Below are 25,047 nucleotides of genomic sequence, written 5' to 3'. Positions count from 1 at the left end.
CAGTGGACGCGCTGCCGGACGAGTCTCCAGCGGACTACTGCTTGCGCCCCCATGGCTGCCACTGCCCTCGCTCGGTATGGGCGGCCAGTGGGTGGGCGGGACCGTCAGCCTTGCGCCAGCTGGCTATTGCACCCCACATAAGAAGGCCGCTGAAGACGAGGCTGCCGATCAGTCTGGGCCCATCGGTGGCCTTGGACACTGCGATGAGGCCGCCAAGAGCGTTGAAACCGAGGAACAGAGCCAGGAGGATCCACAGAACCTTCCGCATGGGGCCGGGCTGCGTCGGGTCAGGCTGCGTCGGGGCAGGCCCACGGCCCAGGGCTCTTCGCCATGCGCTGCGGGCACCGAAGCCGAGCCCGACAGTGATGGGGCCGAAGATGATCGCAGCGGGAATGACTTCAGCAGGACCGATTCGGTCACCGACGATGACAACGGCGCGGAGGATCAGGGCAGTCGGCGCGACGGTGATCAGGCTGAGAGCGGCGGCGAAAACGGCCCAGGGCATGGATTTCATGGCGGCACCTTAAACCCCTGCTGGCTTGCGACGTTACCCGGTACAGGCCCACGCGGGGCGCGACGCCGGCCGCCGTCAGCAGCGTGGCGCAGCTGTGCCGGGCATCTTGCAATCGGATGACGCGAAGGCCGGAACGCAGCCGGCTCTGCCGACAGTCCACGCTGCCGGCGGAAGCCGCCACGGGCCCGGAGGATACCGAGGCGCGGGCCGGGAGGATCGCCGACCGGCAGGTCGATTCCGGACGGCTCGTGCGTTTGGTGCCGGCCGTGGTCCGGCGTGTCGATGAGCACATCTGCAAAGCCCTGCGGACACGCGGGTTGGAGTGGCTGCCGCAGGAAATCGTGGAGTTGGACCGCAATCCGGACCCGTCTCCGCTGTCTGCTGGGGAGGCCACCTTTTTGCCGTCAATGCTGTACTGCTCGGCGGCCCTGCCGTCACGCTGCAGGGGGATCGGGGACGTCGTCCGGGCTGTCCAGGCGCCCGGGCCGAATCCCTTCGCCTCGCTTGCCGAGTTCACCTTCGACGACGCGCCCGACAGCGCTCCCGCCGTGTTCGGCTCAGGCGGCGGCTTTGCGCTGCTCCCCGAAGGGCGCGACCACCGTGGTAGAAGCCGCCCATGTTCAGCAGGACCACCGGCCTGCCGTCCAGTCCGTGCTTCCTCAGCTCCAGGACCTCGGACACCTCGTCCAGCGTTCCCAGGCCGCCGGGCAGCACCACCACCGCGTCCGACCGGGCGAGCAGCAGCGCCTTCCGTCCGGTGAGATCCGCGGCGAACACCATCTCGTCGGCGTCCTCCCTGGCCCAATGGCGGAGAAGGCCGACCGAGATCCCCACGAGCCGGCCTCCGGACTCGCGCACCGCGTCGGCGACGACCTTCGTCAGCCCGGCGTCGGACCCTCCCCACACCAGCGTGTGGCCGCCCCTGCCGAGCAGTTCCGCGAACTCACGGGCCGGCCGGGTCCAACGCTCGTCGAGGTCGGCGGCGGACAGGAAGACCCTGATGTTCAAGGCGGGGGGAACGGTCGACGTCATGGTGCCGACCGTACGTGCGCGGCGGCGTGCCGATGCGGTCCATTCCGCGACGGAAGTCCGGACCAATTCGCCCGCCCCGGAACGGCGGAGACGACACAGGCGGGGCCCCTCGGGCAGGTCGGGTGACCTGCCCGAGAGGCCCGGTGCTGCGGGACGACCGCGTCAGTGGCCCGCGGAGTTCCTGACGTGCAGGGCGACCGGGATCGGCGGCACCCAGTACGGCGTGTCGGTGCGCAGGATCACCGACGCCGTCCAGTCGCCGGGAGTCCGGAGGCCGCGGGCGTCGAGCGTGACCGTGAACGTCGCGCTCGCGCCAGGGCGCAGCGTCAGGCACCCGGGGTTCTCCGAAAGCCAGGACACATCGGTCTCCGTCTGGTCCCAGCCCGGCAGTTGCCGGGCGGTGGCCACCGGGACCGGGAAGCGGCTCTGGTTGCTGCCGCCGACCTGGTACATCCCCGGGGCCCCGCCGCCGCGGTAGAGCGCGGTGGGGGAGTCCGGCAGACGGGTCCAGGTGTCGGTGCCAGGGTCGTAGGCGTAACCCTCGGGGGTGAGGACGCGGTTGATGCCGACCCGCTTGAAGCCGCCGGAGACCAGGAGCCGTCCGTTGGCGGCGGCGTACGAGGCGGTCGCCAGGCCCGTGGGCATCGCGGCGACGGGCTGCCAGCTGTCGGAGGCCGGGTCGTAGACGTAGGCCGCGCCCGTCTCGACGTACTCGTGGTTACCGCCGGCACAGTACAGCTTGCCGTTGATCGCGCCGCACGACTCCCAGCTGACGGTCTGCGGGTAGTCGGCCGCCCGGGACCACGTGCCGGTGGCCGGGTCCAGCACGGATACGGTGCTGGAACAGTCGGTGTTGGTGCATCCGCCGACCACGTAGAGGCGGCCGCCGAGCACGGCCCCCGCGGCGCCGTAGCGGCCCTCGGGAATGTCCGGGCCCTTCGACCACGTGTTCCGCGCCGCGTCGTAGACCTGGGTGGTCGCGCTGACCTGCTCGCCGGGTCCCCAGCCGCCCACGGTGTACAGGAGGTCGCCGATGAAGCCGTGCGCGGTGGCCTGGCGCGGTTCGGGCGCGCTCGTGCCGCGGTTCCAGGTGCCCGCCGCGGGGTCGAGGACGTACAGGTCGCCGGTCGGGGTGTCGCCGTCGCCCGTGCCGAGCGCGGAGTACAGCCGTCCTCCGTGGCTCTCCACCGCGTTGTCCATCACCGGGACCGGCAGGTCAGGCAGGGAACGCCAGGCGGTGCCGGGCGCGGCGGTGTCCGGACCGGTGCCGGTGCGCTCGCCGAGCCGGAGGGTGAGCGGAGCGGTGCCCGTGTTGCGCACGGTGACCTTCCGGGTGACCGTGCCGCCGGGCGTCGTGGTCGCGTCGATGCCCGTGACGTGTGTCGACAGGCGCCCCGCTTTCAGCGCGAACGAGGCCTGCGACGTCCGGTCGGCGGGAACCGCGACCGTGCGGGAGGCCGTGCTGTAGGAGGGCTTGCCGGCGGCCACCTTGTGGCCGCCGTTGCCGGGGACGAACAGGCGGTACAGGCCGTCGCCGACCCGCGGGTCACCCGCGGTGGCCAGGGTGGGAGCCACCGGTCCGTCGCCGGAACCGGACCGTACCTGGGCGCCGATCAGCCCGCGCCGGGTGTTGGCGTCGGTGACGAGACCGGTGAGCATCCCGCCCCGGACCGGGGTCAGGACGCGCTCGGCGACCGTCACGTCGTCGATGGCCCACAGTTGGCCGGGACCGGTGAAGTGGAAGCGGACCTGTACCGCGCGCTCGCCGGCCCAGGCGGTCAGCGGGATCTCCACCCGTCCGCTGCCCCACCCCTGGTCCTGGTGCCACACCGTGGTCCAGTTCCTGCCGCCGTCGGCGGTGACCTCGACGTCACCGCTCTGCTCAGCGGAACCCTCGTAGTCGGTGCTGAAGGCCAGTTCCGGATCGCCGGCGCGGCCGAAGTCCCAGACCGGGCCGGTCAGTACGGTGTCCATGGCCACGTCCCAGCCGGCGTGGTCGTTGTCCGCGACGGCGAACCCTCCCGAGCCGCCGGTGTTGTTGCCCCGGCCGCCCGGGTCGCCGAACGACCAGCCGTGCCCGGTGCCCGCGAGGTCGGTCACGCTCCAGCCCTTGGGCGCGCCGGACGTGGAGTCGAAGGGCTCGGTCCCCAGCGTGTCCACGCGCAGCCGGTACGCCGGGTTGTCGGTGGCCCAGGTGTCGGCGGGCAGCCCCAGCCCGACCTTCAGGTCCGTCCGGCGCACGTCCACCGTGCGGGTCAGGGACAGGTAGTCGGGGTCGTCGCCGACCACGTGCAGGGTGTACGTGTGGTTCTCGGGCAGATCGAGGCGGTACGCGCCGGTGACGGCGTCGGACCACACGGGGGCTCCCGGAACGCCGTCGACGGTGATCTTCGCGTGCAGCGGCCAGCCGTGCCCGGAGGCGTCGGTCACGGCGCCCGACACGCGGTGGGTGGCGAGCTTGAGCAGCGCGAGGTCCCGGGTCGCCGAGGCGCCGTCGGCGACGTCGACCTGCGTGGCCGTGCCCGGCGCGTAGCCGTAGGCGGTGACGGCGAGTTCGTGGCGGCCGGCGGGCAGCGCGAGGGTGTAGTGGCCCGTGCTGTCCGTGGTCGTGGAGAACAGGCCGCTCCTCACCGTCGCCGCGGCGACGGGTGCGTGCGAGGACCGGTCGGTGACGGTGCCGGAGAGCGTGCCGTGCGGCCCCATGCGGAAGGCGTTGAGGCCGTGGGGGGTGCCGAGGCCGGTGGGGCCGTCGTAGCCGGGGCCGGCGGTGCACAGGTAGGCGGGCGCGCAGCGGCCGTTGCTGCCCTCGGTGACGTCGTTCAGGCCGCCCGCGGCGTACGGGTAGACGTTGGGGTGGGTACCGGCGACCGGGGCGCCGGCGTTCGCGTACACACCGGCGATGATCGGCGCCGAGGCGCTGGTACCGCCGGCCACGCCCCAGCCGCCGGAGCCGTAGCTGTCGTACACCGCGACGCCTGTGGCGGGGTCGGCCACGGCCGAGACGTCGGCAACGGTGCGGCCGGGGCAGCCGGTGTCCTGCTGGAAGGCAGGCTTGGGCTCGTGGAGGGAGCAACCGGAGCCGGCGCCGCCGCCGTCGTGGTCCCACACCGACTCGGTCCAGCCGCGGGACGTAGTGGCGTCCTTGGTGAGCGAAGTGCCGCCGACCGCCGTGACGTACGGGGAGGCCGCGGGGTAGGCGACGCCGTAGCGGGAGTCGCCGGACGAGGCGATGATCGCGACGCCCGGGTGGTCGTAGTGGACGTCGAGGGCGGACTCGGCCGGGTCCTCCGGGTAGAAGGCGTAGTTGGAACCGTAGGAGTTGGAGACGTACTGCGCACCGAGCGCCACGGCCTGGTCCACGGCGGCGCCGAGGTCGTCGCTGGTCGGGGTGTCGGCCTCGACAAGGACGATGCGGGCGTTCGGGGCGATCGCGGAGACCATGTCGAGGTCGAGGGAGATCTCGGTGGCCCAGCCCGGATCGGGGTCGGGGTAGGCGGTACCGCCGCGCTGGTCGGCCTTGGTGAAGCAGCCGTTGGCGGTGGTGCAGGCGGGCAGGCCGTACTGGGCGCGGTAGACGGCCAGGTCGGCCTCGGCGTTGGGGTTGTCGTAGGCGTCGACGATGGCAATCGTGCGTCCCGCGCCGCCGTTCGCGGGCAGGTCGTAGGCGCTGAGCAGTTCGGACGGCCCGAAGCCGTCGGGGGCCTGTCCGGCCGTCCGGAACCCCTTCCGGGCCGGGACGTCGGTGCGTCGCAGGCCGAAACAGGTGAATTCATGCGGTTTTGCCGGTCCGCAGAGCGGCTCGACGTGGCCCGGCTGGGTACGGGCGGACGCCTTCGGGGCCGGAAGGGCGGACTCCGCGGCGGCCGCCGGAGCCGGTCCCGCGGCGCCCAGCGCGGCGAGCGCGGCGATCACCGTCACGCTGGCCGTCCCCGCACGGGAGGGCGACCGTCGCCCCCGTCGCGGAGTGATCCAGTTCAATATGGACAAATCACAACTCCTGTGTACATCCTGCGCGGCGGCACACACCGCCCCTGGATCAATGAGTTGCGTGGCGGACCGGAAAAGTTCACCGAACTCTCGATATTTCTTCGGGAAATTCTCTCCGGACGCCGCCGGACCCTCTCAGCCGGGGTCCACCAGCCAGCCCCGCACCTGACGCCGCGCGTTGTGCAGGCGGGACTTCACCGTGCCCATGGGGACGCCGAGCTGCTCCTCGATCTCCCGGTACTCCATCTGACAGATGTCGCGGTACACCAGGGGCGCGACGAGCTCCGGACTGACGCTCTCCAGGCGCTCCAGCGCCTCCAGCAGGTCGATGCGCGTGCCGGCGATCACGCTCGTCCGGCGCGGATCGGGCGTGTCGGTGTCCGTCACGGACAGCGACTGCTCACCGCGCCGGCGCTTGAGTTCGCGGTACTTCTGCCGGCAGCAGTTGGCGACCACCGTGTACAGCCAGGTGTGGAACCGGCTGCGGCCCTCGAAGGTGCCGATCTTGCGGGCGACTTGGAACAGGACGTCCTGTGCCGCCTCCTCGGCGTCCTCCCGGTGCACCAGGAAGCGGCCGCATCGCCGCAGCACCTCCGGCCGGATCCGCCCCAGCAACAGGTCCAGGGCCGCGGAGTCGCCGGCCGCCGCGCGCGCCGCGAGTTCCTCTGTCCCCTGGTCGGACGTCACGGGGGTCCTCCTCAGGTCGGTGGGCGCCCGGTGCATGATATGCCTATGCCCCCACCTGATCAGATCGGCCGTTATCGGCTTGTGCGGCCGCTCGGAGCAGGGGCGTTCGCGATGGTGTGGCTCGCGCACGACGACACCCTGGAAGCCCCCGTCGCGGTCAAGGTGATGGCGGAGAACTGGGCGTACCGCATGGATTTGCGCGAGCGCTTCCTCGCCGAGGCCCGGCTGCTGCGCAAGGCCGCCTCCAGCCGCCTGGTGCAGGTCTTCGACATGGGAGAACTTCCCGACGAACGCCCTTATTTCGTAATGGAGTACGCGGACCGGGGCACGCTGGAGGACCTGCTCGCCGACGGCCCGCTGCCCCTCCACGACGCACTGCGGCTGACCGCGGAGGCCGCCCGCGGTGTGGCAGCCCTGCACAAGGCGGGCGTGGTGCACCGGGACATCAAACCGTCCAACGTCCTGATCGGCACCGCACGGGACGGCACGCAGCGGATCCTGGTGGCCGATCTTGGTCTGGCCAAGGCGCTCGCCCAGGCGTCGGGCCTGACGATGGTCGCCGGGTCGGCCGGCTACATGGCGCCGGAGCAGGCGACCCCCGACGGGGGCGTGGACGTGCGGGCCGACGTCTACGGGCTCGGGGCCGTCCTCTACCACCTGCTGACCGGGACGGTGCCCGGCCCCGCGGGGCGGATCACCCGGCCCGACCGGCTCCGCCCGGGCCTGCCGGCCGAGGTACGGCGGGCGGTGCTACGCGCTCTGCGGACCGACCGCAGGAAGCGCTGGCCGGACGCCGGGCATTTCGCAGCCGAACTGGAGGCACTGGCAGCACGTCATGGCCGTCCCGTCACCGGCGGGGCACTGCGGCGGCTCGGGGAGCACCGGCGCGCTTCGGTGCTCGCGCTGTGCGCCGTGCTGGCGGCAGCGGCGACCGGCGCCGGCCTGCTCGCCACCCGTACCGCTCCGCCCCGGACCCCGGCGACGGTCGCGGTGAGCGACGCCACCGGGCGGATCACGGTGACGGTGCCCGCGGCGTGGAGCCGCGAACTGGTCGGGGGCGGGTGGAACCCGAAGGCGCTGGGGCTGCCCGGTGCCCAGGAGCCCGGGCTCGTCATCGCCGCGGACGCCTCCCGCTGGCCGGACCTGGAGGCGCGGGTCGACGGCGTCTTCGTCGGACTGAGCGAGCACGGCGACCTCGCCGGACGCGTCGGCGCCGTCCGGCACGACCTCTGCCGCCGCCAGGAGTCCCGCGGCTACCACGGCACGAAGTGGCGCGGCCGGGTCCGGCACTGGACCGGGTGCGGCACCGCCGGCGGGTCGATCGACGAGATCAGCCTGGGACGTGACGGCGCCGACCAGCCCCAGGTGTACGTCCAGGTCAGGCAGGACGGTGGCGCCGACATGACCGACACCGTCCTCGGCGGCCTCGACGTCGATTGATCATCACGCGGAAGGACCGTGAACTTCTGCCGGACCGGTGGCATCCCACTATGAGGAGGGTCGCCCTCCACTCCGAGGCCCGCCGGCCGCGCGAGGCGTCGCGGCCGCACCACAGGACGGAAAGAGGAACAGACGTGGCGAACCAGCACCACGACGTATCCCCGGCGGGGCAGCACGGCGGCCGCCCGGCGCTCGCCGGCCGCCGCGCACGCCGGACCGGTATCCCCGTCCTTCTGGGCGCCGCCCTCGCGACGGCGGTCCTCAGCGGTTGCGCGAAGGGCGGCGGCAGCGGCGACGTGAGCGCCCCGCGGACGCTCCCCGGCTCGGCGAACCCGGCGAGCGGCGACGCGACGGACTCCGCCCCGGCGGACACGTCCTCCGCCGCGGCGCCGGGCACCACCGCTTCCCCCGCAACCGGCGCCACAGGCAGCACCGGCACGCCCGGCACGTCCGGCACGACGACCACCGCGAACGGCGGCAGCGGTGGCACCGGCGCGACAGGGGCCGGCACCGACCGCTGCCACACCGCGGACCTGCGCGCCGCCATCGGCCCGAACGACCCGGGCGCGGGCCAGGAGAACTTCCCGGTGGTCCTCACCAACCGGTCCTCCCGCACCTGCACCGTCTACGGGTTCCCGGGCCTGGCGTTCGTCAACAGCGCGGGACAGCAGGTGACGGTGGACCCCGAGCGGGACACCGGCCTGCCGAAGCGGCGGGTCACCCTGGCGCCGGGCGCGAGCGCCTGGTCGCCGATGTCGTTCAGCAACCCGGACATCACCGGGGTCACCACGGTGGTCCCGGCGGCCGTACTCGTCACGCCGCCGGACGAGCGCACGTCCCTGCGCGTGCCGTGGAACGGCGGCAAGGTCTCCAACACCGGCAAGGCCTCGGTGCCGCGGCTCGGCCCGCTGCAGGCGGGCACCGGCGCCTGATCCCGCCGGGCCGCGCACGACGGCCCGGCGGCCCCGTCACTCTCCCCCTGCGCCCTCGACCAGCCGGGCGAGGTGCTCCAGGGCCATCCGTGTGCCCGTCTCGTTGTCCTCGCGGGGCACGACATCGGGGATGCCCTCGTGCACGACGACGACGTCGGTCCCGCCGTCCACCGCGGTGAGCGACGTCGTCATCGTCATCGTGCCGTGCAACGCGGCGTCCTCGGTCTCGAACTCGATGACCTCGATGACCAGTTCGTCCGGGACGAGGCGCGCGAAGTGCCCGTGGTAGGTGTCCGTGTGCGCGCCGGACTTCCCCTCGCCCTGTTGCCCGTCGTACGTCAGGGACACCCTGAAGCGGCCGCCCTCGCGGGCCTCGAAGGCGTGGACGTGGCCGCTCATACCGTCCGGGACGCGCCACCGTGCCACCGCCCGCGGGTCAAGGAGCGCCCGGTACACGGCGGCGGGGGTCGCCCGCACGCGGCACGAGACCTGTGTGGAGTACATGCGGGCCACCCTAGACGCCGGTCCGGCCGGGGCAGGCGTCATTCCGTGGGGCGGGAGCGTGCCGGGCAGCCGGACCGTGCCAGGCCGATGGGGGTACGCCCGTGATACCCGTCCGGGCACGACGTCGGCGAACCGTTGGTGGAGCACTGGAAGGACAGTGCCACAAGCATGAACTTGCGTGCCACGCTCGCCATGAGCCCGGGGAGACCGTGGACGTCACCGCGCACCTCGACCGCGTATCGCGTCGCGACTCACGATCGATGGGATCACCGTCGCGCTGCTCAAGACGCTCCTGGTGCTGAGCGGCGAAGGACTCCAGCCTCTGCGTGTAGTCGCGCCGGACAACCTGCGGCAGGGCCGCGCCCAGCACCTCACGGGACGACTCGAGCTCTGTACCGGCGTAGTCCTGGCCGACAAGGTTCCGGAACAGCCGGAGTGCGATGTGCAGGACCTCAGCCACGCCTTCCGCGCCGTTGCCGGGCGGGAGACCGGCGGCCGCTACGGACGCAGCGGCCGGCGGCTCAGTTACCCGAGGCGTGTTCGCGGCCGCAGCCAGCCGGACCAGGATCGCGAGGGCGCGGTGCATACGCGGGATGCGGGTGTTGTCGTGGATCGCGGCCCAGGCCTGCCCCAGGTCCCCGGCCGTGCCGTGGGTTTCGTCGACGACCGCCAGATCAAAGCCGTCCATGCGCTGCCCGTACAGCCGCTTTCCGCCCGCCAGAGCGGCCTCCAACGGACCCCGTACCCGCCCCAGCCCGGATGGGTCGTCGATGTCGTCGCGGTCCACCAGCGACGCGTACGTGGCCAGGACCACCACCGGCCCGACCCCGACCCACAGGGCGAGCCGGACCGGATTGGTCGTGGCCCACACCCCGAGCTGCTCGAGGACCTCGTCGCCTTCCAGCGAGCACACGCCGACCATCGGCCCGCGGTGCCCGACCTGCCGCCACGCCTGCGCGGTCTGCACCAGCAGATCGAGCGTGGGCACCATGACCAGGATCCGGCCGTCCCGGAACAGGTCCAGTGCAGCCATGGCAGCGGTGATCGTCTTGCCCGACCCGGTAGCGGACACCAGTGTGGCCCGCGCCCCCTGCGCGGGCACGGGGGAGCGTGCGGGAAATCCCACCCACGTACGGATGCGGGACTGCGCCTCGACCTGATGCTCGCGTAGCTGCACGAATCTCACGCCTGCTCTTTGTGCTGCGGCGGCGCGGGGACCACCACCCAGTGCTCCCATTCCTGGTCCGCCGTCTCGTCCACGCGCGGACGGTCCACGGCCGGCGAACCGCCCCGCGATGGGGGGCGGGGTCCGGGTGGCTCAGCGCCGAGCCGCCTTCGGCGCCCCACACCGGCCCCGGCGCGGCCCGGCTGTGGGCGTGGCCGCCTGGCCGGTCCTCGGTCAGCGCACGCGTCCGAGGTGGATGACGGTGATGCGGACCTGCTGTTCGCTGATCTCGTACATCACGCGGTAGGCGCCGATGTGGATGCGCAGCAGGTCGGCGCTGCCGAATGCGCCGTCGGGGCGTGGGTCGACGGCGAGATGGTCGACGGCGGCGAACACCTGGCGTACCCCGTCGGGGTCGTCCTTGGCGAGGCGTTCTGCCTGGGCGAGGGCTTCGGGCTCCCAGATGACCTCGTAGCTCACGCCGTGCCCTCGCCGAAGATCCGCCGGTAGGCCTCGTCGTGCGGGACACCGGCGTCCTCACCCCGGGCCTGGCGCGCCCGGTAGGACGCCAGGGCCCGCAGTTCCTGCAGTTCCAGGGCGTCGGCGGGGCTGACGAGTATGGCGACGGTCTGGCCGTGGTCGGTGATGGCGACCGGTTCGCGGGTGGCGCTGACCTCGCGGGCGATGGCACCCAGGCGGGCCCGGGCCTCCACGATCGAGTACGTCGTCTGCGTCATGCACGCTACCTTACATAAGTGTGCACATGTGCGAGGTCGTGCCACGACGCAGGCGCGTACTCGGCGGGCCTCGCCCCCAGCGGGGTCCGGTTCATCCATGAAACGACCCCCGTCGCGGCTTTGTGACGGGCGTCGGGTCGTACCGGATCCCTGCGCCGGCGTTTACGGGATTCCTTACGCGGGTGGGGTTTCTCGTTCGGTGAGGCGCGCGGTGAGGAACGCCCGCTCGGCCTCGTTGCGGGTCAGCTCCCGTGCCCGCCGGTAGGCGGCCGACGCCTCTTCCCTCCGGCCGAGGCGGTGCAGCAGGTCGGCTTTGACAGCCGGTAGGTACTGGTACCCGGAGAGTCGGCTGTCCTGCTCCAGGGCCTCGACCTGCGCCAGCGCGACGGCCGGTCCTTGGGCCATCGACAGCGGTACGGTCCGGTTCAGCGCGACCACCGGTGAAGGCCATAGCGACAGCAGTCTGTCGTAGAGAGCCACGATCTGCGGCCAGTCCGTCTCCTGGTACGTGGGTGCCTGCGCGTACACGCAGGCGATCGCTGCCTGGAGCAGGTAGCGCCCCGCACGGCCGCCGCGCAGCCCGGCCACGATCAGCTCGTACGCCTCGGCCAGCGCTGTGCGGTCCCACCGCGAGCGGTCCTGTTCCTGAAGTCGCAGCAGCCGGCCGTCGGCGCCGGTCCGGGTGGCGCGCCGGGCGTCGGTGACCAGGAGCAGCGCAAGCAGTCCGCCAACTTCGGGCTCGTCGGGCATGAGGGCGCGCAGCGTGCGGGCCAGGTGCAGTGCGCGATCGGCCAGGTCGGTGCGCATGAGCACAGGGCCTGAGGGGGCCGTGTGCCCGGCGGTGAAGAGCAGGTGGAGCACGCCGAGAACGGATGTCAGCCGGTCCGGCAGCTCCGCGGGGCGCGGCATCCGGTAGGGAATGCGGGCGGCGGAGATCTTCTTCTTCGCCCGGGTGATTCGGGCAGCCATCGTCTGTTCCGACACCAGCAGCGCCCGGGCGACATCCGGCGTGGGCAGTCCGCACACCAGCCGCAGCGTGAGCGCAAGCTGTGCCTCCTGCGCGAGCGCGGGATGGCAGCAGGTGAAGATGAGCCGCAATCGTTCGTCGGGTACGACATCCTCCAGGTCCACAGCCTCGCCCTCTCCGTGTTCGCCCAACGTGGCCGGGGCGAGTTCGTCGACGGCCTCTTCGGGCTCCACCAGCAGCGGCAGCCTCGAGCGGAACGTCCGCTCCCGGCGGATCGCGTCCATCGCCCGCCGCTTGGCCGTGGTGGTGAGCCACGCTGCGGGGTTGCCGGGGATCCCGCCACGTTCCCAGGCTGACAGCGCCGCAGCGTACGCCTCCTGTACGCACTCCTCGGCCAGGTCCAGGTCGCGGGCGACGCGCACCGTCGCGGCGAGCACGAAGGCCCACTCGCGCAGGTGCGCGTCGGCGACCGCCCCCCTCGCGTCCGTCTTGGCCGTCATCGGGAGATGGGCGCGATGCCGCCCGCGACGGGCCGCACCTCGACCCCGCCGCGGCCCCACCGCACGGCGGGGTTACCACGCGCCAACTCCAGGGCGGCATCCAGGTCCGGGGCCTCGATGACGCAGATGCCGGCGATCACCTCCTTGGAGTCGATGAACGGGCCGTCGGTGACCACGTCGCCGCGCAGCGAGGTGGCGGTGTCGGTGGACTGCAGCGCATACGCCGCGATCATGGCGCCCGAGTCGATGAGGTCGTCAGCGTGCCGCTTGCTCGCCGCCCGCTGCTCGGGGCTGTAATCGCCGGCCGCTGCGTCGTCAAAGATGAGGATCGCGTACTGGGCCATGAATGCTCTCCTTGGCTGTGGGTCAGGTCGGTACGCCTCTACGTCGCACAGGCGCCGCGAATTCGACAGACCGTACGCGAACTTTCCTCAGACGCCCCGGGCTGGGCTACCCGGGTCTGCCGTGGACGTCGCTGATGGTGAACCCTGCCGCGAGGGGTGGGAAAGTGCTGGGGGCTCTACAAGTCGTGGGGGTACTGGCGGATAGGCGCCTGCCGGCCGTCGGCGGAGTCCCCGGTTCTGGCGATGGTGGTCCGACCGGCGCGTAACGGGTTGCCAGCCGGCGGCCTGTGACCGTGCGTGGGACGGTGCCGCCCCAGATCTACACTCACCGGCCGCGCCCCGGCATGTTCCGCCGAGTGAAGCCCGTTGCTTCCGCGCAAGCGGCTTCACCTGATTGCCGCCGGCCGCTGACCAGGGACCGGGCCAAGGAGTCCTTGATCGACTTTTATGGGTGTTTGCCTGGGGAGGGTTGTCCATCCAGGCCTTGGGTCTGGCGGTCGAGGAACTCGATCAGTCGCGTTTCCGAGCGGAGTAGCTGTTCGCGTTGCTCGGGCGGAAGGGATGCGAGGGCATCGACCAGAACCCGCTTGCGGGGGACGTGGACCATGTGTCCGGAGTAGATCCTGCAGGTTGAGCACCAGGCGAACCCGATGCAACGGTGAAACATGGAGGACGTGGGCGGATAGTAGCGGTACTGGTACGAGCGGACGGGGGTCCCGCACGCAGCGCAGACTCGGCGTTCGCCGTCCGGAACGGACCAGTCGGTCCTGGTCTTGCGCCAGTGCTGCCTCTCGGCCGGCGCTCTTCACATCGTCATGCCGAGCATTCTGTCCCACTGGGCCTGCTCGGCACAGCCGCCCGAGGAAGTCTCAGCCATCGAGGACAGACCGTAACGCCCATTGATCAACTTCACGGAATCCGTGCCTGAATCCGATCCACGCGTCGCCGACAACCCCGGGATCCGGTCGTCCCCGACTGTGCGGGGGTGCTTCGTCCGGGAACATCGCGATCGAGCTCCTGCAGGAGTCGTCGCCGTTTGCGCGACGTCGTGGTGGACGCTGCCGGTGCGGCCGCATACGTCACCGGCGTGGTGGCGGTCATGCAGCACGATCGGTTCCGTCGTCAGCACCTGCTCGCCGAGGCCTGCCGCCACCTCGCCCAGACCCTCCGCGGCATGCCTCGCGCCCTGGGCCTGGACCACCGCATCGTGGAGGCGGCGCTGGCCGCTTACTGCCGGGAACTGACCGACGCTGACGCCCCCGACAGAACTCACCGCCCTCGAGGAAGAGGCGACCCCACTCACCGATCCGGACGGGATACCGCGCCCGCCGCCGCGCTACGGCCACGCCGTACGGGCCGGACTGTGGCTGCAGGGTGAGCCGCCTGCTGCGCGTGTCTACCTCTCCGCCCAGGCCGCCGCCCGCTGCTGCCCCACGTCCCAGGCCTTCTACCAGCGCGAACGAAGCGAGGGGCACATGCCAAAAACAGGCAATCCGCGCCCTCGCCCGACACCGACTCGACGTGCTCCGGGCCCTCATCCGAGACCAACGCACCTCACCACCGAGCCACCCCAACGCGAACCCGCAGCAGCATGACCTGATCGCCAGACGTCACCGAAACCCTTGACAAACACCACTGGGAATCACTGACTCCAGAGCACAACCAAAACCATGTGCGGCACGTCACACCATCAGCACACATCACTTCACTCAGAGGGGGATGCATGCATATCCGTTCACGCACCATCCGGGTTCTCACGGCTACTGCCTTGACGGCTGGTGGACTGACGGCCGCAACCACTGCCACGGCCACTGCAGCACCCGTTGCGGTCCAGTCCTGCCTCGGCAGCGCAAAGCCATTCCGCACCACCCCCGTCGGTCAGTACAGCAGGTGGCCCGCGTCCGGCTCGGTCACCACCACGTCCAACTGCAACGACATCAACGTCAAGGGCACCTACGGAAGCGATGTGCGCACTTGCTTCTTGCCCAGCGGCGGCGGCACCTCCTGCAATAGCTGGCGCTACATCGGGTCGGAATGGGGGCTGGCAGCGACCGACGTCAAGGACGGCACCAAGTTCTACCTGGAGTTCGCTGACGGGTTCGACTACGGGTCCGTCGCCTACTGACCTGAAGAGGCCCGGGTTCCCCGGGCCCCTTCGGGTTCGTTTTCCTGGCGTCCGAGATGGGATTTAGGAGCCAGGCAGGAGAACCGCGGCAGCTGAGGCGACTGCCGCAGCGCCATGTCGCCGCAGACCGGGCTACACCAGTCCTAGGCGGCCGTGTGCCGCCTTGTATCAAGGATTGGGGCGGGATTGCGACGCGGCGTCCGTGGGTTACCACCGCCCGAGACCGGGCCGGGCTCACCAGCGGGGGAGTCCGGCCCAGCGCGTCATGCGGCTGCTACGGGTGTATGGCGGGCGTCTGGCTGGAGGGCAACCGCACCTTTCCACAGCCGCCGCCCGTGATGGACCGCACCGATTGCCTCGTCATGGCCGCGACCCTAGACACCTGACAACCCGGTTTTCCGCCGGCACGAGAGGCGTCGCCGGCACGAACGGGCTCCGGCTGCACCCCCGGCGCGGTGGCCGGCGGCGCCGGAGCGCGGGCCTGGTGCCTGGACCTGCCGAGTTTCGTTTGGAGTGGTGTCGGCAACGATGGACAGCGGTACACGCTGGTCTCATAGACTGAGCGTGGTCGCCTCAGGACCGTTGCTGCTTCGAGGGAGGTACGCCGTGACTGCTGACATGATTGCTCCGGAGTGGATGCACACACCGATCACCGCGGCACAGTACGACTCCTGGTCTCCGGAGCAGTGCAGGGGCATCGAGATTGTCGACGGGATGGTCGTGGTGAGTCCGAGCGCGTCCAAACGCCACAATCGCCTGGCCCGATTTCTGGCTAATGCCCTGGATGCTGCGGCGTCGCCCGAATGGAACGCGGACACGGACGTCGATGTCCGCCTGCAGGATGTTCCGCTGACGAACCGCCGTCCGGACGTCGTGGTGTACCGGGCAGACACGATCGACATCACCCCCACCAGGCCGGAGCATGTGCTCCTGGTCGTGGAGGTGGTCTCGCCCGGCTCGGAGACAACCGACCGGATCGTGAAGATGGAGCAGTACGCCAAGGCTGGGATCTCCTTCTACTGGCGTGTGGAGCAGACAGCCAACGGAGTGCCCCTGGTGTACACCTACGTGCTCGATCCAGCCGCGGGGCTCTACCGCGACGGCGATGTCTTCACCGATATCGTGAAGACCGCAGTTCCTTTCCCGCTTGAGATCAGCCTCAGCTCGATCTGATTTGGGCGGCACTGTGACTACCTGTGCCGGGTACGACCCGTCCGGTGGGAGCCGTACCCCTACTGCATGTGCGTCGGCGCCCCGAACATCCTGACTCTGCCCCGCTGGCCCACAGGTGCCCCCGGGCCCGTGCTGGCTGCGGCCGTGTGTCAGTGATCGCCTCGTGCCCCCGATTCCGCTCCGCGGTCTTTTCGACCCGCTTCCTGTGGACACCGAGTCCGCGCGAGTCGTTCGCTGCCACGCCGAGTTTGATCACCAGGCGCAGGCAGGTGGGCTTGCGGCCGCAGGAACGACCACGAGGCAGAAGTGACGGGGTGTAGTTGCTCGGCCCGGGATTCCTGGCACTCTCGTCACAGTCGGCGACCGATCAGCCAGCGTCGTGCCCGGCGCGCCTCGCGGGCGACCCGCTCGAGCACATCCGGGCACCAGAACCAGTCCGTGATGGGCTCTCTGCTGCAGGCCGACCGGTTCTTGACGGGCGGCTGACCCGCACGCGGTCGAACCTGCGTCCGCAGACCCTGCCGATGATCCGTGCCGCCGCCGACGACCAAGGTCCGTCAGGGTCCGTGTGGGTACGGGCGCGTTCCCAGATCGCCACCGGGGGCGCTGTGGAAGAACCGGCTCTGTCCACGAGTAGGGACAGCACTTGCCCATCGGTTCGGGAGGCACGCCGACAGCGTGAGAATTCGAACTGGTAGGGCGAGCGGCTTCCGGTGGGCCACCGGGCCCGTCATGATCAAGTTCCGGTGGTTGACCGGTGGGGGTGTGCTGTGAAGGACTGGCGGACCGATCCGACGTTCGCGATGTGCCGGGAAGTGGTGGGCGGGGTAGACCTGGCGTTGCTCTCGGGCGGCCCGTTCGACGTGCGGGCGGTGGTGGCCGGCATCCTGCGAGCACCCCGACCGGGCTCGGACCTCGATGCCGTCCCGTGGGGCAACTTCGCCCATGGGCACGACGTCCGAAAGGTCGTCCGCCTCCTGCGCGCTGACGGCGAACCGGGCGTGGACCCGACGGGTGTGCTGTGGGGCCTGTGCGCCAATGACAGCCGGGCCGATGCCGCCCTCGCCGTGCCGTTCCTCATCCCCCTGGCCATCGACGCCCACCACCCGCACCGCGCCGCCGCCCTCGCCGTACTCTCCGCCCCCGCCCGTGCCCGGCACCAAGGCGTCGCCTCCCGCGAGGCACTCCTCCTCCACCGCAACGATCCCCGGCGCCACGCCCCCGACACCCACGACGACTACGGATACGAGGTGACCGGCTACCCGGCCGGCTCGTCGGTGGCCGCCGCCCGAGCCGCGATCACCACCAACACCTCCGCACTCCTGCTCGCAGACTCCGACCCCACCGTCCGCGTCAACGCCGCCTATGCCCTGGCGACCGCCGCCGACCACATCATCCGGACCGCCATGGCAGGCGGATCGCCGCCGAAGGTGACGCCATGGTCCGTGCCGCCCTGCTCCTGGCCACCGCCGAGCTCACCCGGGCACACCCGCACCCGCCGACCGTCACGTGGCTGCGCGAACGGTGGCACGACCGGACCGAGGCCCCCGAAACCCGCCTGGCGGCGGCGATCGCCTGGCTCTGCCTCACCGACCAATCCGCACCCGAGGAGCTCCGCCGAACCGTCGACGCCCTCGCCGACGACGAGCGCGCACACGCCATGGAGGAGGCCCTTTGCCGTGGATGAGCGCCGCCTCCGGCACCAACGAACCAGGACTCCTGCGCTGCAGACGCTGCATGCTCCACCCAGAAGAACCCGACCCCGAAACGGTCCTTATGGACTCCCTGTTCTGAGCAACCGGGCTGCGGTTGTGCACCGGAGTCGTCCAGCGGGGCCAACTGCGGTGCAGAGGTTCGCGGGTGTCACGTCCGCTGGTAGTCGCAGCCCGAGATGACTCTTGCCCCTGCCCGCACGGTGGCGGACAGGGGCCCACGGGTCGTACCGGCGGCGCTACTTGAGGCCGAAGGCGCGGATCACGGTCTGACTGACCGTGTTGCCCTTGGCGTCCTTCGCGGTCGTGCGCAGGCTCGCGAAGCGGGCCTTGGGCGGGGCGTTCAGCGACGCCGTCCAGGCCGCGCCCTTGTGGCGCGATGTGGTCCGGTGCCAGGTGGCGCCGTCGTCGTAGGAGACGTCCAGGGTCACCGTGCGGATCGTGCCGCCTTCGGTCACGCCCTTGAGGTGCGAGGAGGTGACGGACACCGCCGAGCGCCTGCCCGCCCGGCCGGACAGGTCGGTGGCCACCGCGTAGTCCAGCTGGATGAGCGGCAGGGGAGACAGCACGGTGTAGTCCGTGGTGCCGGAGGTGAATCCCCAGTCGGTGCGGGTGCGGGTCGAGTACGGCCGACCCGGCAGGTTCCGGTTCCCCTCGACCACCAGGCGGTAGGGCAGCCGTTCGGTGGGCAGCCCCTCGACGGAGAAGATCCCGTCGTTGGCCGTCTCACCGAGCAGCTGGGTGCCCTGGTAGAGCGAGACCTTCGAGGTGTCGCCGTCGGCCCAGACCACGCCCGCGTGGCCGGCGGAGTCGCCCCAGGCGCTGATCGACGACGGGCTCATGACGTCGCCGACCCGGAACGGGGCCGTGTGGACCGCGTCGTTCAGGAGCCGCGGGTGCTGGACGGGTGAGAACCAGGTCTCCCGGTACGTTCCGCGCGCCTTGTACGAGCGCGGGGCGCCGCCCTGACCGAGATCCGCCATGCCCGCGCCCGAGACCCAGCTGACACCGGGACCCGCCGTGACCCACGAGGTGAGCGCGCCCTGCGCCGCGACCGGGACGGACCGGCCGAGCATGGACCAGCGGGCGTCGATGGACATGTCGTCGCGGCCTTCGACCGCCTCGCCCTGCTTGGTGTCGCGGAACGACTCGTCGATCCTGGCGAGGTCGCCCGGGCCGGGCCGGTAGGTCAGCGTCCGCGGGATCGCGCCGCTGTAGTGCCGGACCAGGTCGTACAGGTAGCGCGGGTGGGGGCGCGAGACGACCTTCAGCGTCGCCGTTCCGGCCCGGCCGAGCCGGGCGCGCAGGCGGACGCTGTCGTCGGTGCCGAGCGAGGCCACCGGCAGCGGGGCCGCGTCGGGCAGGTCGGCCCACGCGTCCAGCTTGCCGTAGCCGTCGTTCAGGATCAGCAGCAGCTTCGCGCCGGCCTTGGCGGCGGCGGCCGCCTGGTCGGGCGCGGACACCGAGTCGCTGCGGCGGACGACGGCCACCTGGCCGCGGACCTTGGCCTTGGCGAACTCCGCGGCCGTGCCGTCCCCGGCCCACAGCGCCCGGTACGTGCGGCTGCCCTCGGGCACCACGGGAGACAGGGCCTGCACGGTGACGCCGTCATAGGTCTGCGAGCCCGACGCGAATGTCAGCGGCGGCTGGATCTGCCGCCAGCGCGTGGCGAAGGTGTAGGAGCCGTGCGTCACCTTGGACGTCGGGGCCGCCCAGAGGCTGTCGTACCGCCAGTACTCCGGCATGTAGCTGTCCACGAACGGGAACAGGTCGCCGTTCGACCGGTACTGGTCGACCCGCAGGAAGCTGTTGGCAGTCGGCTGCGGGGTGAACGCCGCGGCCTTGCGGAGGTCGGCGGCGTCGAAGCGGATCGAGCGGTCCTTGCTCAAATCGATCTGCGGCGCGGAGAACAGGCCGAGGCCGAGCGCGTGCGTGCCGTCGATGCCGGGGACGTCGGTGTACATCCAGGCCGCGTAGGTGCTGGGGACCAGGCTGAGGTCCAGGGAGCCGGAGGAGTCGACGGCGTAGACCTTGGGGTCGGTGTCACGGTCGACGTCCTTCAGCACGAGCATGCCGGGCAGCCCGGCGTGCTTACGGTCCTTCGCGGTGACCGACAGCTTGACGCGCCGGCCCTCCCTGTTCACGCCGATCGGCGTACGGGCGAGGACCGCGCCGTCGGGGCCGGCCGCGGTGAGCTGGCCGGTGTAGGCGGCGTTGTCCGCGGCCAGGTCGAGGTGGGTGACGACACCGACGGTGGCGGTGCCGTGCGCGGGCACGGTCAGCCGGTTGTCGGTGAGGGTGAACATGCCGGCGGGGATGTCGTCCGCGATCAGGCCCAGGTCCAGCGTGACCGGTTGGGCGGCGGTGTTGGTGTAGGTGACGTCCCTGCGGACCGTCTGGCCGGGCGTGTACGGGTAGTGGACCTGGGCGAACGCGGCGCCGGAGGCGATCACCGTGGCCTTCACGGCCGTGGCGATGTCGAGCCGGCCGCTGCCGCCCTGGTAGGGGCTGAACCTCCGGGTGCTCGACGTGGTGCTGACCAGCGCTTCCTTGAGCTGCTGCCCGGTCCAGTCGGGGTGCTTCGCCGCCAGCAGGGCGGCGGCGCCCGCGACATGGGGCGTCGCCATGGAGGTGCCGCTCATCGTCTGGTACGCGCCCTCGCCCTCCGGGGCGTACTGGGAGCGGGCCGCGAGGATGTTGACACCGGGGGCGGTCAGGTCCGGCTTGACGGCGTTGTCGCCGACGCGCGGACCGCGGCTGGAGAACTCCGCCAGCTGGTCCACGCCCTTGCCCGGGCCGTTCACCGCGCCCACCGTCAGGGCGGCGTCGGCCGCGCCCGGCGCGCCGATGGAGTACGGCACAGGGCCGGAGTTGCCGGCGGCGATGACGAACAGCGCCCCGGTCTGCGCGCTGAGCTTGTTCACGGCCTGGCTGAGCGGGTCGGTGCCGTCGGTGGGGGCACCGCCCAGGCTCATGCTGACGATCTTCGCGTGCTGGTCGCGGGCCGCCCACTCCATGCCGGCCAGGATCCAGGAGTCCTGGCCGCTGCCGTCGTTGTCCAGGACCTTGCCGATGTGCAGCGAGGCCCCGGGGGCGACGCCCTTCTCCGTGCCGCCGGACGCGGCGCCGGTGCCGGCGACCGTGGAGGCGACGTGGGTACCGTGGCCGTTCCGGTCGGTGACGTCCTGGTCCGGTACGAAGCTTTGCGACGCGGCGATCCGGCCGGCGAAGTCCGGGTGCGCGGCGTCGATGCCGGTGTCCAGGACGGCGACGTCCACCCCCTGCCCGGTGTCGCCGCCCTGCCAGACCTCGGGCGCGCCGATCTGCGCGGTGGTGTCGGCCAGCGTCGCCTTGGCCTTGCCGTCCAGCCACACCTTGGCGATGCCGCCCGTCAGCCGTCCGGAGGGCTGGGCACCCGCCGCGCTCTTGGCGGTTGCGCCGGTGAGGGAGGACCAGAAGTCGCTCGCCCGCGCGTGCTCGGCGGATATCGCGGAGCCCTGGATGCTGCTGAGCGTCAGGGTCTTCCGCGCGCCGTCCGGGGTCTTCGCGCTGCGGGCGCGGGCGGCGGCGTCGGTGTACGTGACGATCAGCGGGAGCCCGTCGCTGTGGGCGTCGTCGTAGCCGTCCTTGAGCAGTTCGCTGACGTTGAACAGTCGCTCGTCCAGCGCGCCCGACGCGATCCAGGGCAGCGCCTGGTCCGGGTACACGTAGGTGTCGGGGCCGACCGACATGACATGGGCGCCGCCCGGCCTGCCCTGCGGATCGGACACGGTCGCGGTGGTGCGGCCATTGCTGACGGTCACCTCGACCTTGTCGCCGGTGATCAGGGTGACGGTGCCCGCCGCGTCGGGGCGTGCGGCGCTGGGCGCGGTGGCCGGCGTGGGAGAGGTGCGGGTCCCGGCCGAAGCGACCGGCCCGGTCGCCGTCAGCGCCACGAGGACGCAGACCGCGACGGTCAGCCCGCGTCTGTGGGACGGAGGTGTGCGCAAGGGAACCTCAAGAGGCTAGGCGTGCGAAAGATGTGTGTAGTCAGCCATCCTTTTGCCTTGTTGTAAAGAAGAGGCCATGTCCCTTGACTGCCAATGGCCTCAACTGGCCAGGAGCCGGTTCCTCCACGGCAATTCCCGCGCTTTGTTACGAACATATTGCCTCGGAATGACGTGTCGTCAATTCCGCTCCAGGTGCGAAAAGTTGTTTGAGTAGATAGTCTGAGCTGCGGGAACGGGAGGAATCGCTGCCGCGCTCAGACCCAGTGGCGGCGCGCGGCCGCGACGCCGGCGCCGAAACGGTTGGTCGTCCCCAATTCCGCGTAGAGGTCCTGAATACGCCGGCGCAGTGTCCGTGACGAGATCCCGAACTGCCGGGCTATCGCCTCGTCCTTGACACCGGCCGCGAACAGCGCGAGGAGATTGCGTTCCTCATCCGTGGGCCTGCGTTCCTCCCGCTCCGGGGCAGGGGCCGGGGAGGGCGGCGGCTCGCCGGGACCGGGGGTGCCGGCCAGCGGGGAGGCGGCCGCCCAGTACCGCTCGAAGAGTTCGGCGAGTGCCTCCAGCAGCGGGGGCGCCTCAGTGTAGAGGCACTCGGTGTTCCCGGGGTCCAGGCTCAGCGACACCATCGCGGCCGACCGGTCGGCCATGGCGAGCTTGATCGGCAGCGTCGGGATGATCCTGGCCTCCTCCCCCCGTGACACCAGGCTGCCGAGTTCCTGCCGGTCACCGTCCGCGACGAAGCTGGCGGCCGCGTAGACGGCGCGGACCCGCACGCCGCGGCCCACCGCCGCCTCGTCGATCGGCGCGTTGGGGACCAGCAGGAAAGGCGGCCGGTCCAGGCAGCAGATCTCGGCGCGCGCATCCTGCTTCAGCCGGTAGTAGCGGTCGCCGACCGTCTCCGGCCCGCTGATCACACGGGTCCCATGGCCGCCGTTTCTGGCCCGCTTCGCGGTGTCGAAGAGCGCGCCGAGCGCGCCCGCCGCGTCGCGCACCGAAGCCAGCTGCCGTTCGCGTGACTCCACCAGCGCGCGCAACGCGTGCCGGGGGTCGACGGTGAGGAACTCCCCCGAGGTGCGGCGGCTGACCAGCCCGAAGCGGTGCAGCCGCTCCAGCAGCGCCAGCCCTTCGGAATACGTCACCCCGAACGCGGCCGCCACGTCGTCTACGGTCCCGCCGCCGCGCGCCAGCAGGTGGCGGTAGGCCTTCTCCGCCTCGGAGTCCACCCCGACCAGATCGAGCGGCGCAGCACCCTCCATCAGAACCCTCCCAGTCACCGACCGCCGCCCCCGAAACCGGTTACGAACCTAACAAGCCATCGCGGCGGCCGGAAACAGCCTCTCGCCCCTCGGACCTGCGCCTAGGTGGCCGCGTAGCGGGCGGACTCGTGCGAGGAGTCGAGGAAGCCGCGGCCCCAGGGGTGGATGCCGTCGGTGTAGCGGCGGACCGCGGCGCGGCGGGAGGCTGTGGTGAGCTCGGCGCGCAGCGCGCGGCCGGCGACAAGGGCATGTCTCTCACCGGCATGGCGAAGATCATCCGCAAAGAAATCAAGCTGGCCCGCGAGGTCGACCGGCAGATGAGCAGCCCGCCCCGGTGCCGTCGCCATCATCGACGCGCTCACCCCGCTCGCCGCGATGCCGAAGCAGATCAAGGTGTCCGTCCGCACGACTACTCATCCGGCGGAGGTGCGATCCGCGTCAAGATCTACAACCTCCCCGACGGCTGAGGCTTCGTCCAGAAGCGGGATCACCGTTCGGGCCGGCATGCTGGACCTACCGGGCCCCGACGCTCATCGACTGCACCCGCATCCGCGCCGATCGCCGCCTCTACATGACCGCCATACCGCGGATTTTCGGTGGTCCGGATCTGGCGGATCCCGCGGACCTGCGCCGCCCATGCCGCCGCGGGGCCCCGGAGCCGGAGATTCTTCCGCTGCGGCCGATGCCCGGCGTCGACGACAGCCGGGTCAAGGCGTACCGCAAGCAGGCCCGTGAAGGGACGCTCCCGCCCGTTCTGTTGTGGTGGGTCAGTGGCCTTGACTGCCATCCGATCCTGGACGGTCACGCGCGGCTCGCCGCGGCGATCGCCGAGTCCGTCGAGCCTCCACTGCTGCAGTTGCACCGCACGGTGCCGGGCGATGACCGCGTCGCGCGCATCAACGAGGCCGTGCAGTTCTACGAGAACGAACTCGCACGCTTCGCCGGACTCCGCGCCCTCCACGGTCCCAGCGTGCCGGACGGTGCCGCCACCGCCGGCCCGCAGTTCGTTCGTCTCCTCCACGACCTGGACACCGTGGAACAGCCGACCTGGGCCTGGCCCTTGCCTGGCGGGGAGGACCAGTGGCGTCGTATCGCACGCGAAGTGACAGCAGGCCAGGACTGGCCTGCGACCTGAAAGAGCGTTGTGTCCCGGCAGGGCGACCGTGCTCCTTCTCGGCAGGCCCCCGCGATGCGGTCGAAGTCGTCAGGCGGTGGTCCGCTGTGCGGGTCAGTCATCCGGTCGCCTGACGGCGACACCCTGTGTGCGTGAAAATCGGCGTGTGGTCGTCCGGCGGACGTCGTCTGGCCTTGGCGCGTAACGCGACCCGCACGTCCTGGCGGATCTGGCCAAGGGCAGCATGCGACGCAAGACCGAAGCCCTGGCCGAGGCGCTGACCGGGAACTTCACCGCCCACCACGCCTTCCTGGCACGGGCGATGCTGGACCGGATCGACGCCTGCACCGCCACCGAAACCCGCCTGAGCGAGCACATCGAGGTGATGCTCCAGCCCTTTCGCCGCCGCATCGAGCTGCTCGTGACCATCGCCGGCGTCCAGGCCCGCGCGGGGCAGGTGATCCTCGCCGAGATCGGTGCGGACATCGGCCGTTGCGGCCGGACCGGCAGCGGCAAGACCCGGCACGGCGACCCCTGGCTCAAAGCGGCCCTCAGCCAGGCCGCCGTCTCCGCCGCGCGGACCAAGGACACCTACCTCGCCGCCCGCTACCGGCGCACCGTCGCCCGCCGCGGCAAAAAGAGTGCCCTGGTCGCCCTGGAGCACTCGATCCTCATCGCGGTCTGGCACATGTTCACCCACGACACCGAATACACCGACCTCGGCGGCCAGTACTTCCTCGAACACACCAGCCGGGCCAGGCAGACCCGATGTCTGGTGAGCCAGCTCAACCAACTCGGTTATCAAGTGACCCTCCAAGCAGAAGGAGCTACCTGACCGGCGGCTACGGACACGGGACGGGGGATTTTCG

The 25,047-nt window shown here is 71.2% G+C and carries 18 protein-coding genes and 3 pseudogenes; 7 read left to right on the top strand and 14 right to left on the bottom strand.

Annotated features, from left to right (window positions below; translation table 11 throughout):
* Nucleotides 1-34 precede the first annotated feature (34 nt).
* The 5 genes and pseudogenes from PV342_RS31940 to PV342_RS31920 form a co-directional block, all read right to left on the bottom strand.
* Complete coding sequence (locus PV342_RS31940; protein WP_500319703.1) at nucleotides 35-514, bottom strand: hypothetical protein; 480 nt, start codon at nucleotides 512-514, stop codon at nucleotides 35-37.
* A 49-nt stretch (nucleotides 515-563) separates the two neighbouring features.
* Nucleotides 564-647, bottom strand: a pseudogene (locus PV342_RS31935) (tyrosine-type recombinase/integrase); the annotation flags it as partial.
* 380 nt (nucleotides 648-1,027) lie between these two features.
* The gene (locus tag PV342_RS31930) at nucleotides 1,028-1,522 is read right to left on the bottom strand and encodes an LOG family protein (protein ID WP_500319742.1); all 495 of its coding nucleotides are present in this window, start codon (nucleotides 1,520-1,522) and stop codon (nucleotides 1,028-1,030) included.
* Nucleotides 1,523-1,708: 186 nt separating this feature from the next.
* A complete protein-coding gene (locus PV342_RS31925) occupies nucleotides 1,709-5,464 on the bottom strand; it encodes a Kelch repeat-containing protein (protein WP_500319701.1) in 3,756 nt (1,251 codons plus the stop codon).
* 204 nt (nucleotides 5,465-5,668) lie between these two features.
* On the bottom strand, nucleotides 5,669-6,256 hold the full coding sequence (locus tag PV342_RS31920; protein WP_500319700.1) for an RNA polymerase sigma factor: 588 nt from the start codon (nucleotides 6,254-6,256) through the stop codon (nucleotides 5,669-5,671).
* Nucleotides 6,257-6,265: 9 nt separating this feature from the next.
* Here PV342_RS31920 and PV342_RS31915 point away from each other — a divergent pair, with 9 nt between their 5' ends.
* On the top strand, nucleotides 6,266-7,660 hold the full coding sequence (locus PV342_RS31915; protein ID WP_500319698.1) for a serine/threonine-protein kinase: 1,395 nt from the start codon (nucleotides 6,266-6,268) through the stop codon (nucleotides 7,658-7,660).
* Between the two features lie 134 nt (nucleotides 7,661-7,794).
* A complete protein-coding gene (locus PV342_RS31910) occupies nucleotides 7,795-8,592 on the top strand; it encodes a DUF4232 domain-containing protein (protein WP_500319697.1) in 798 nt (265 codons plus the stop codon).
* 36 nt (nucleotides 8,593-8,628) lie between these two features.
* On the opposite strand, the gene PV342_RS31905 is transcribed toward PV342_RS31910, so the two are convergent.
* The 6 genes and pseudogenes from PV342_RS31905 to PV342_RS31880 form a co-directional block, all read right to left on the bottom strand.
* Complete coding sequence (locus PV342_RS31905; RefSeq protein ID WP_500319695.1) at nucleotides 8,629-9,096, bottom strand: SRPBCC domain-containing protein; 468 nt, start codon at nucleotides 9,094-9,096, stop codon at nucleotides 8,629-8,631.
* 582 nt (nucleotides 9,097-9,678) lie between these two features.
* A pseudogene (locus tag PV342_RS31900) lies at nucleotides 9,679-10,282 on the bottom strand (DEAD/DEAH box helicase family protein); the annotation flags it as partial.
* A 213-nt stretch (nucleotides 10,283-10,495) separates the two neighbouring features.
* Entirely contained in the window at nucleotides 10,496-10,741 is a 246-nt protein-coding gene (locus PV342_RS31895) for a type II toxin-antitoxin system RelE family toxin (RefSeq protein ID WP_500319693.1), read from the bottom strand.
* Entirely contained in the window at nucleotides 10,738-10,998 is a 261-nt protein-coding gene (locus PV342_RS31890; protein ID WP_386996320.1) for a type II toxin-antitoxin system Phd/YefM family antitoxin, read from the bottom strand. The genes PV342_RS31895 and PV342_RS31890 overlap by 4 nt, the downstream gene beginning before the upstream one ends.
* 174 nt (nucleotides 10,999-11,172) lie before the next feature.
* On the bottom strand, nucleotides 11,173-12,465 hold the full coding sequence (locus PV342_RS31885; protein WP_500319691.1) for an RNA polymerase sigma factor: 1,293 nt from the start codon (nucleotides 12,463-12,465) through the stop codon (nucleotides 11,173-11,175).
* Nucleotides 12,462-12,809: a YciI family protein gene (locus tag PV342_RS31880; protein WP_400805099.1), complete on the bottom strand. Its 348-nt coding sequence runs from the start codon at nucleotides 12,807-12,809 to the stop codon at nucleotides 12,462-12,464. Before PV342_RS31880 ends, PV342_RS31885 begins: the two co-directional genes overlap by 4 nt.
* 1,966 nt (nucleotides 12,810-14,775) lie before the next feature.
* Here PV342_RS31880 and PV342_RS31875 point away from each other — a divergent pair.
* The 3 genes from PV342_RS31875 to PV342_RS31865 all read left to right on the top strand — a co-directional run bounded on the left by PV342_RS31875 (nucleotide 14,776) and on the right by PV342_RS31865 (nucleotide 17,794).
* Entirely contained in the window at nucleotides 14,776-14,934 is a 159-nt protein-coding gene (locus PV342_RS31875; protein WP_386996325.1) for a hypothetical protein, read from the top strand.
* A gap of 606 nt (nucleotides 14,935-15,540) precedes the next feature.
* On the top strand, nucleotides 15,541-16,107 hold the full coding sequence (locus PV342_RS31870; RefSeq protein ID WP_500319688.1) for a Uma2 family endonuclease: 567 nt from the start codon (nucleotides 15,541-15,543) through the stop codon (nucleotides 16,105-16,107).
* A 1,438-nt stretch (nucleotides 16,108-17,545) separates the two neighbouring features.
* Nucleotides 17,546-17,794: a hypothetical protein gene (locus tag PV342_RS31865; protein WP_400805103.1), complete on the top strand. Its 249-nt coding sequence runs from the start codon at nucleotides 17,546-17,548 to the stop codon at nucleotides 17,792-17,794.
* 264 nt (nucleotides 17,795-18,058) lie between these two features.
* Here the strand turns inward: PV342_RS31865 and PV342_RS31860 are convergent, their stop codons facing one another.
* The 3 genes from PV342_RS31860 to PV342_RS31850 all read right to left on the bottom strand — a co-directional run bounded on the left by PV342_RS31860 (nucleotide 18,059) and on the right by PV342_RS31850 (nucleotide 23,471).
* Nucleotides 18,059-21,808, bottom strand: a complete 3,750-nt coding sequence (locus tag PV342_RS31860; protein ID WP_500319686.1) for a S8 family serine peptidase — start codon at nucleotides 21,806-21,808, stop codon at nucleotides 18,059-18,061.
* 254 nt (nucleotides 21,809-22,062) lie between these two features.
* Nucleotides 22,063-23,064, bottom strand: coding sequence for a LuxR family transcriptional regulator (locus PV342_RS31855; RefSeq protein WP_400805107.1), 1,002 nt, complete (start codon nucleotides 23,062-23,064; stop codon nucleotides 22,063-22,065).
* Nucleotides 23,065-23,165: 101 nt separating this feature from the next.
* Nucleotides 23,166-23,471, bottom strand: a complete 306-nt coding sequence (locus tag PV342_RS31850) for a hypothetical protein (RefSeq protein WP_400805109.1) — start codon at nucleotides 23,469-23,471, stop codon at nucleotides 23,166-23,168.
* Nucleotides 23,472-23,746: 275 nt separating this feature from the next.
* Here PV342_RS31850 and PV342_RS31845 point away from each other — a divergent pair, with 275 nt between their 5' ends.
* Together PV342_RS31845 and PV342_RS31840 are read left to right on the top strand one after the other, a co-directional pair.
* A complete protein-coding gene (locus tag PV342_RS31845) occupies nucleotides 23,747-24,199 on the top strand; it encodes a hypothetical protein (RefSeq protein WP_500319684.1) in 453 nt (150 codons plus the stop codon).
* Nucleotides 24,200-24,383: 184 nt separating this feature from the next.
* Nucleotides 24,384-25,013: pseudogene (locus tag PV342_RS31840) on the top strand (transposase); the annotation flags it as partial.
* Between the last annotated feature and the right edge of the window lie 34 nt (nucleotides 25,014-25,047).

The organism is Streptomyces sp. PA03-3a (genome assembly GCF_033792735.1).
GTDB lineage: Bacteria > Actinomycetota > Actinomycetes > Streptomycetales > Streptomycetaceae > Actinacidiphila.
Note: the sequence above shows the minus strand (reverse complement) of the source record. Positions and strands in the feature narration are given on the sequence as shown.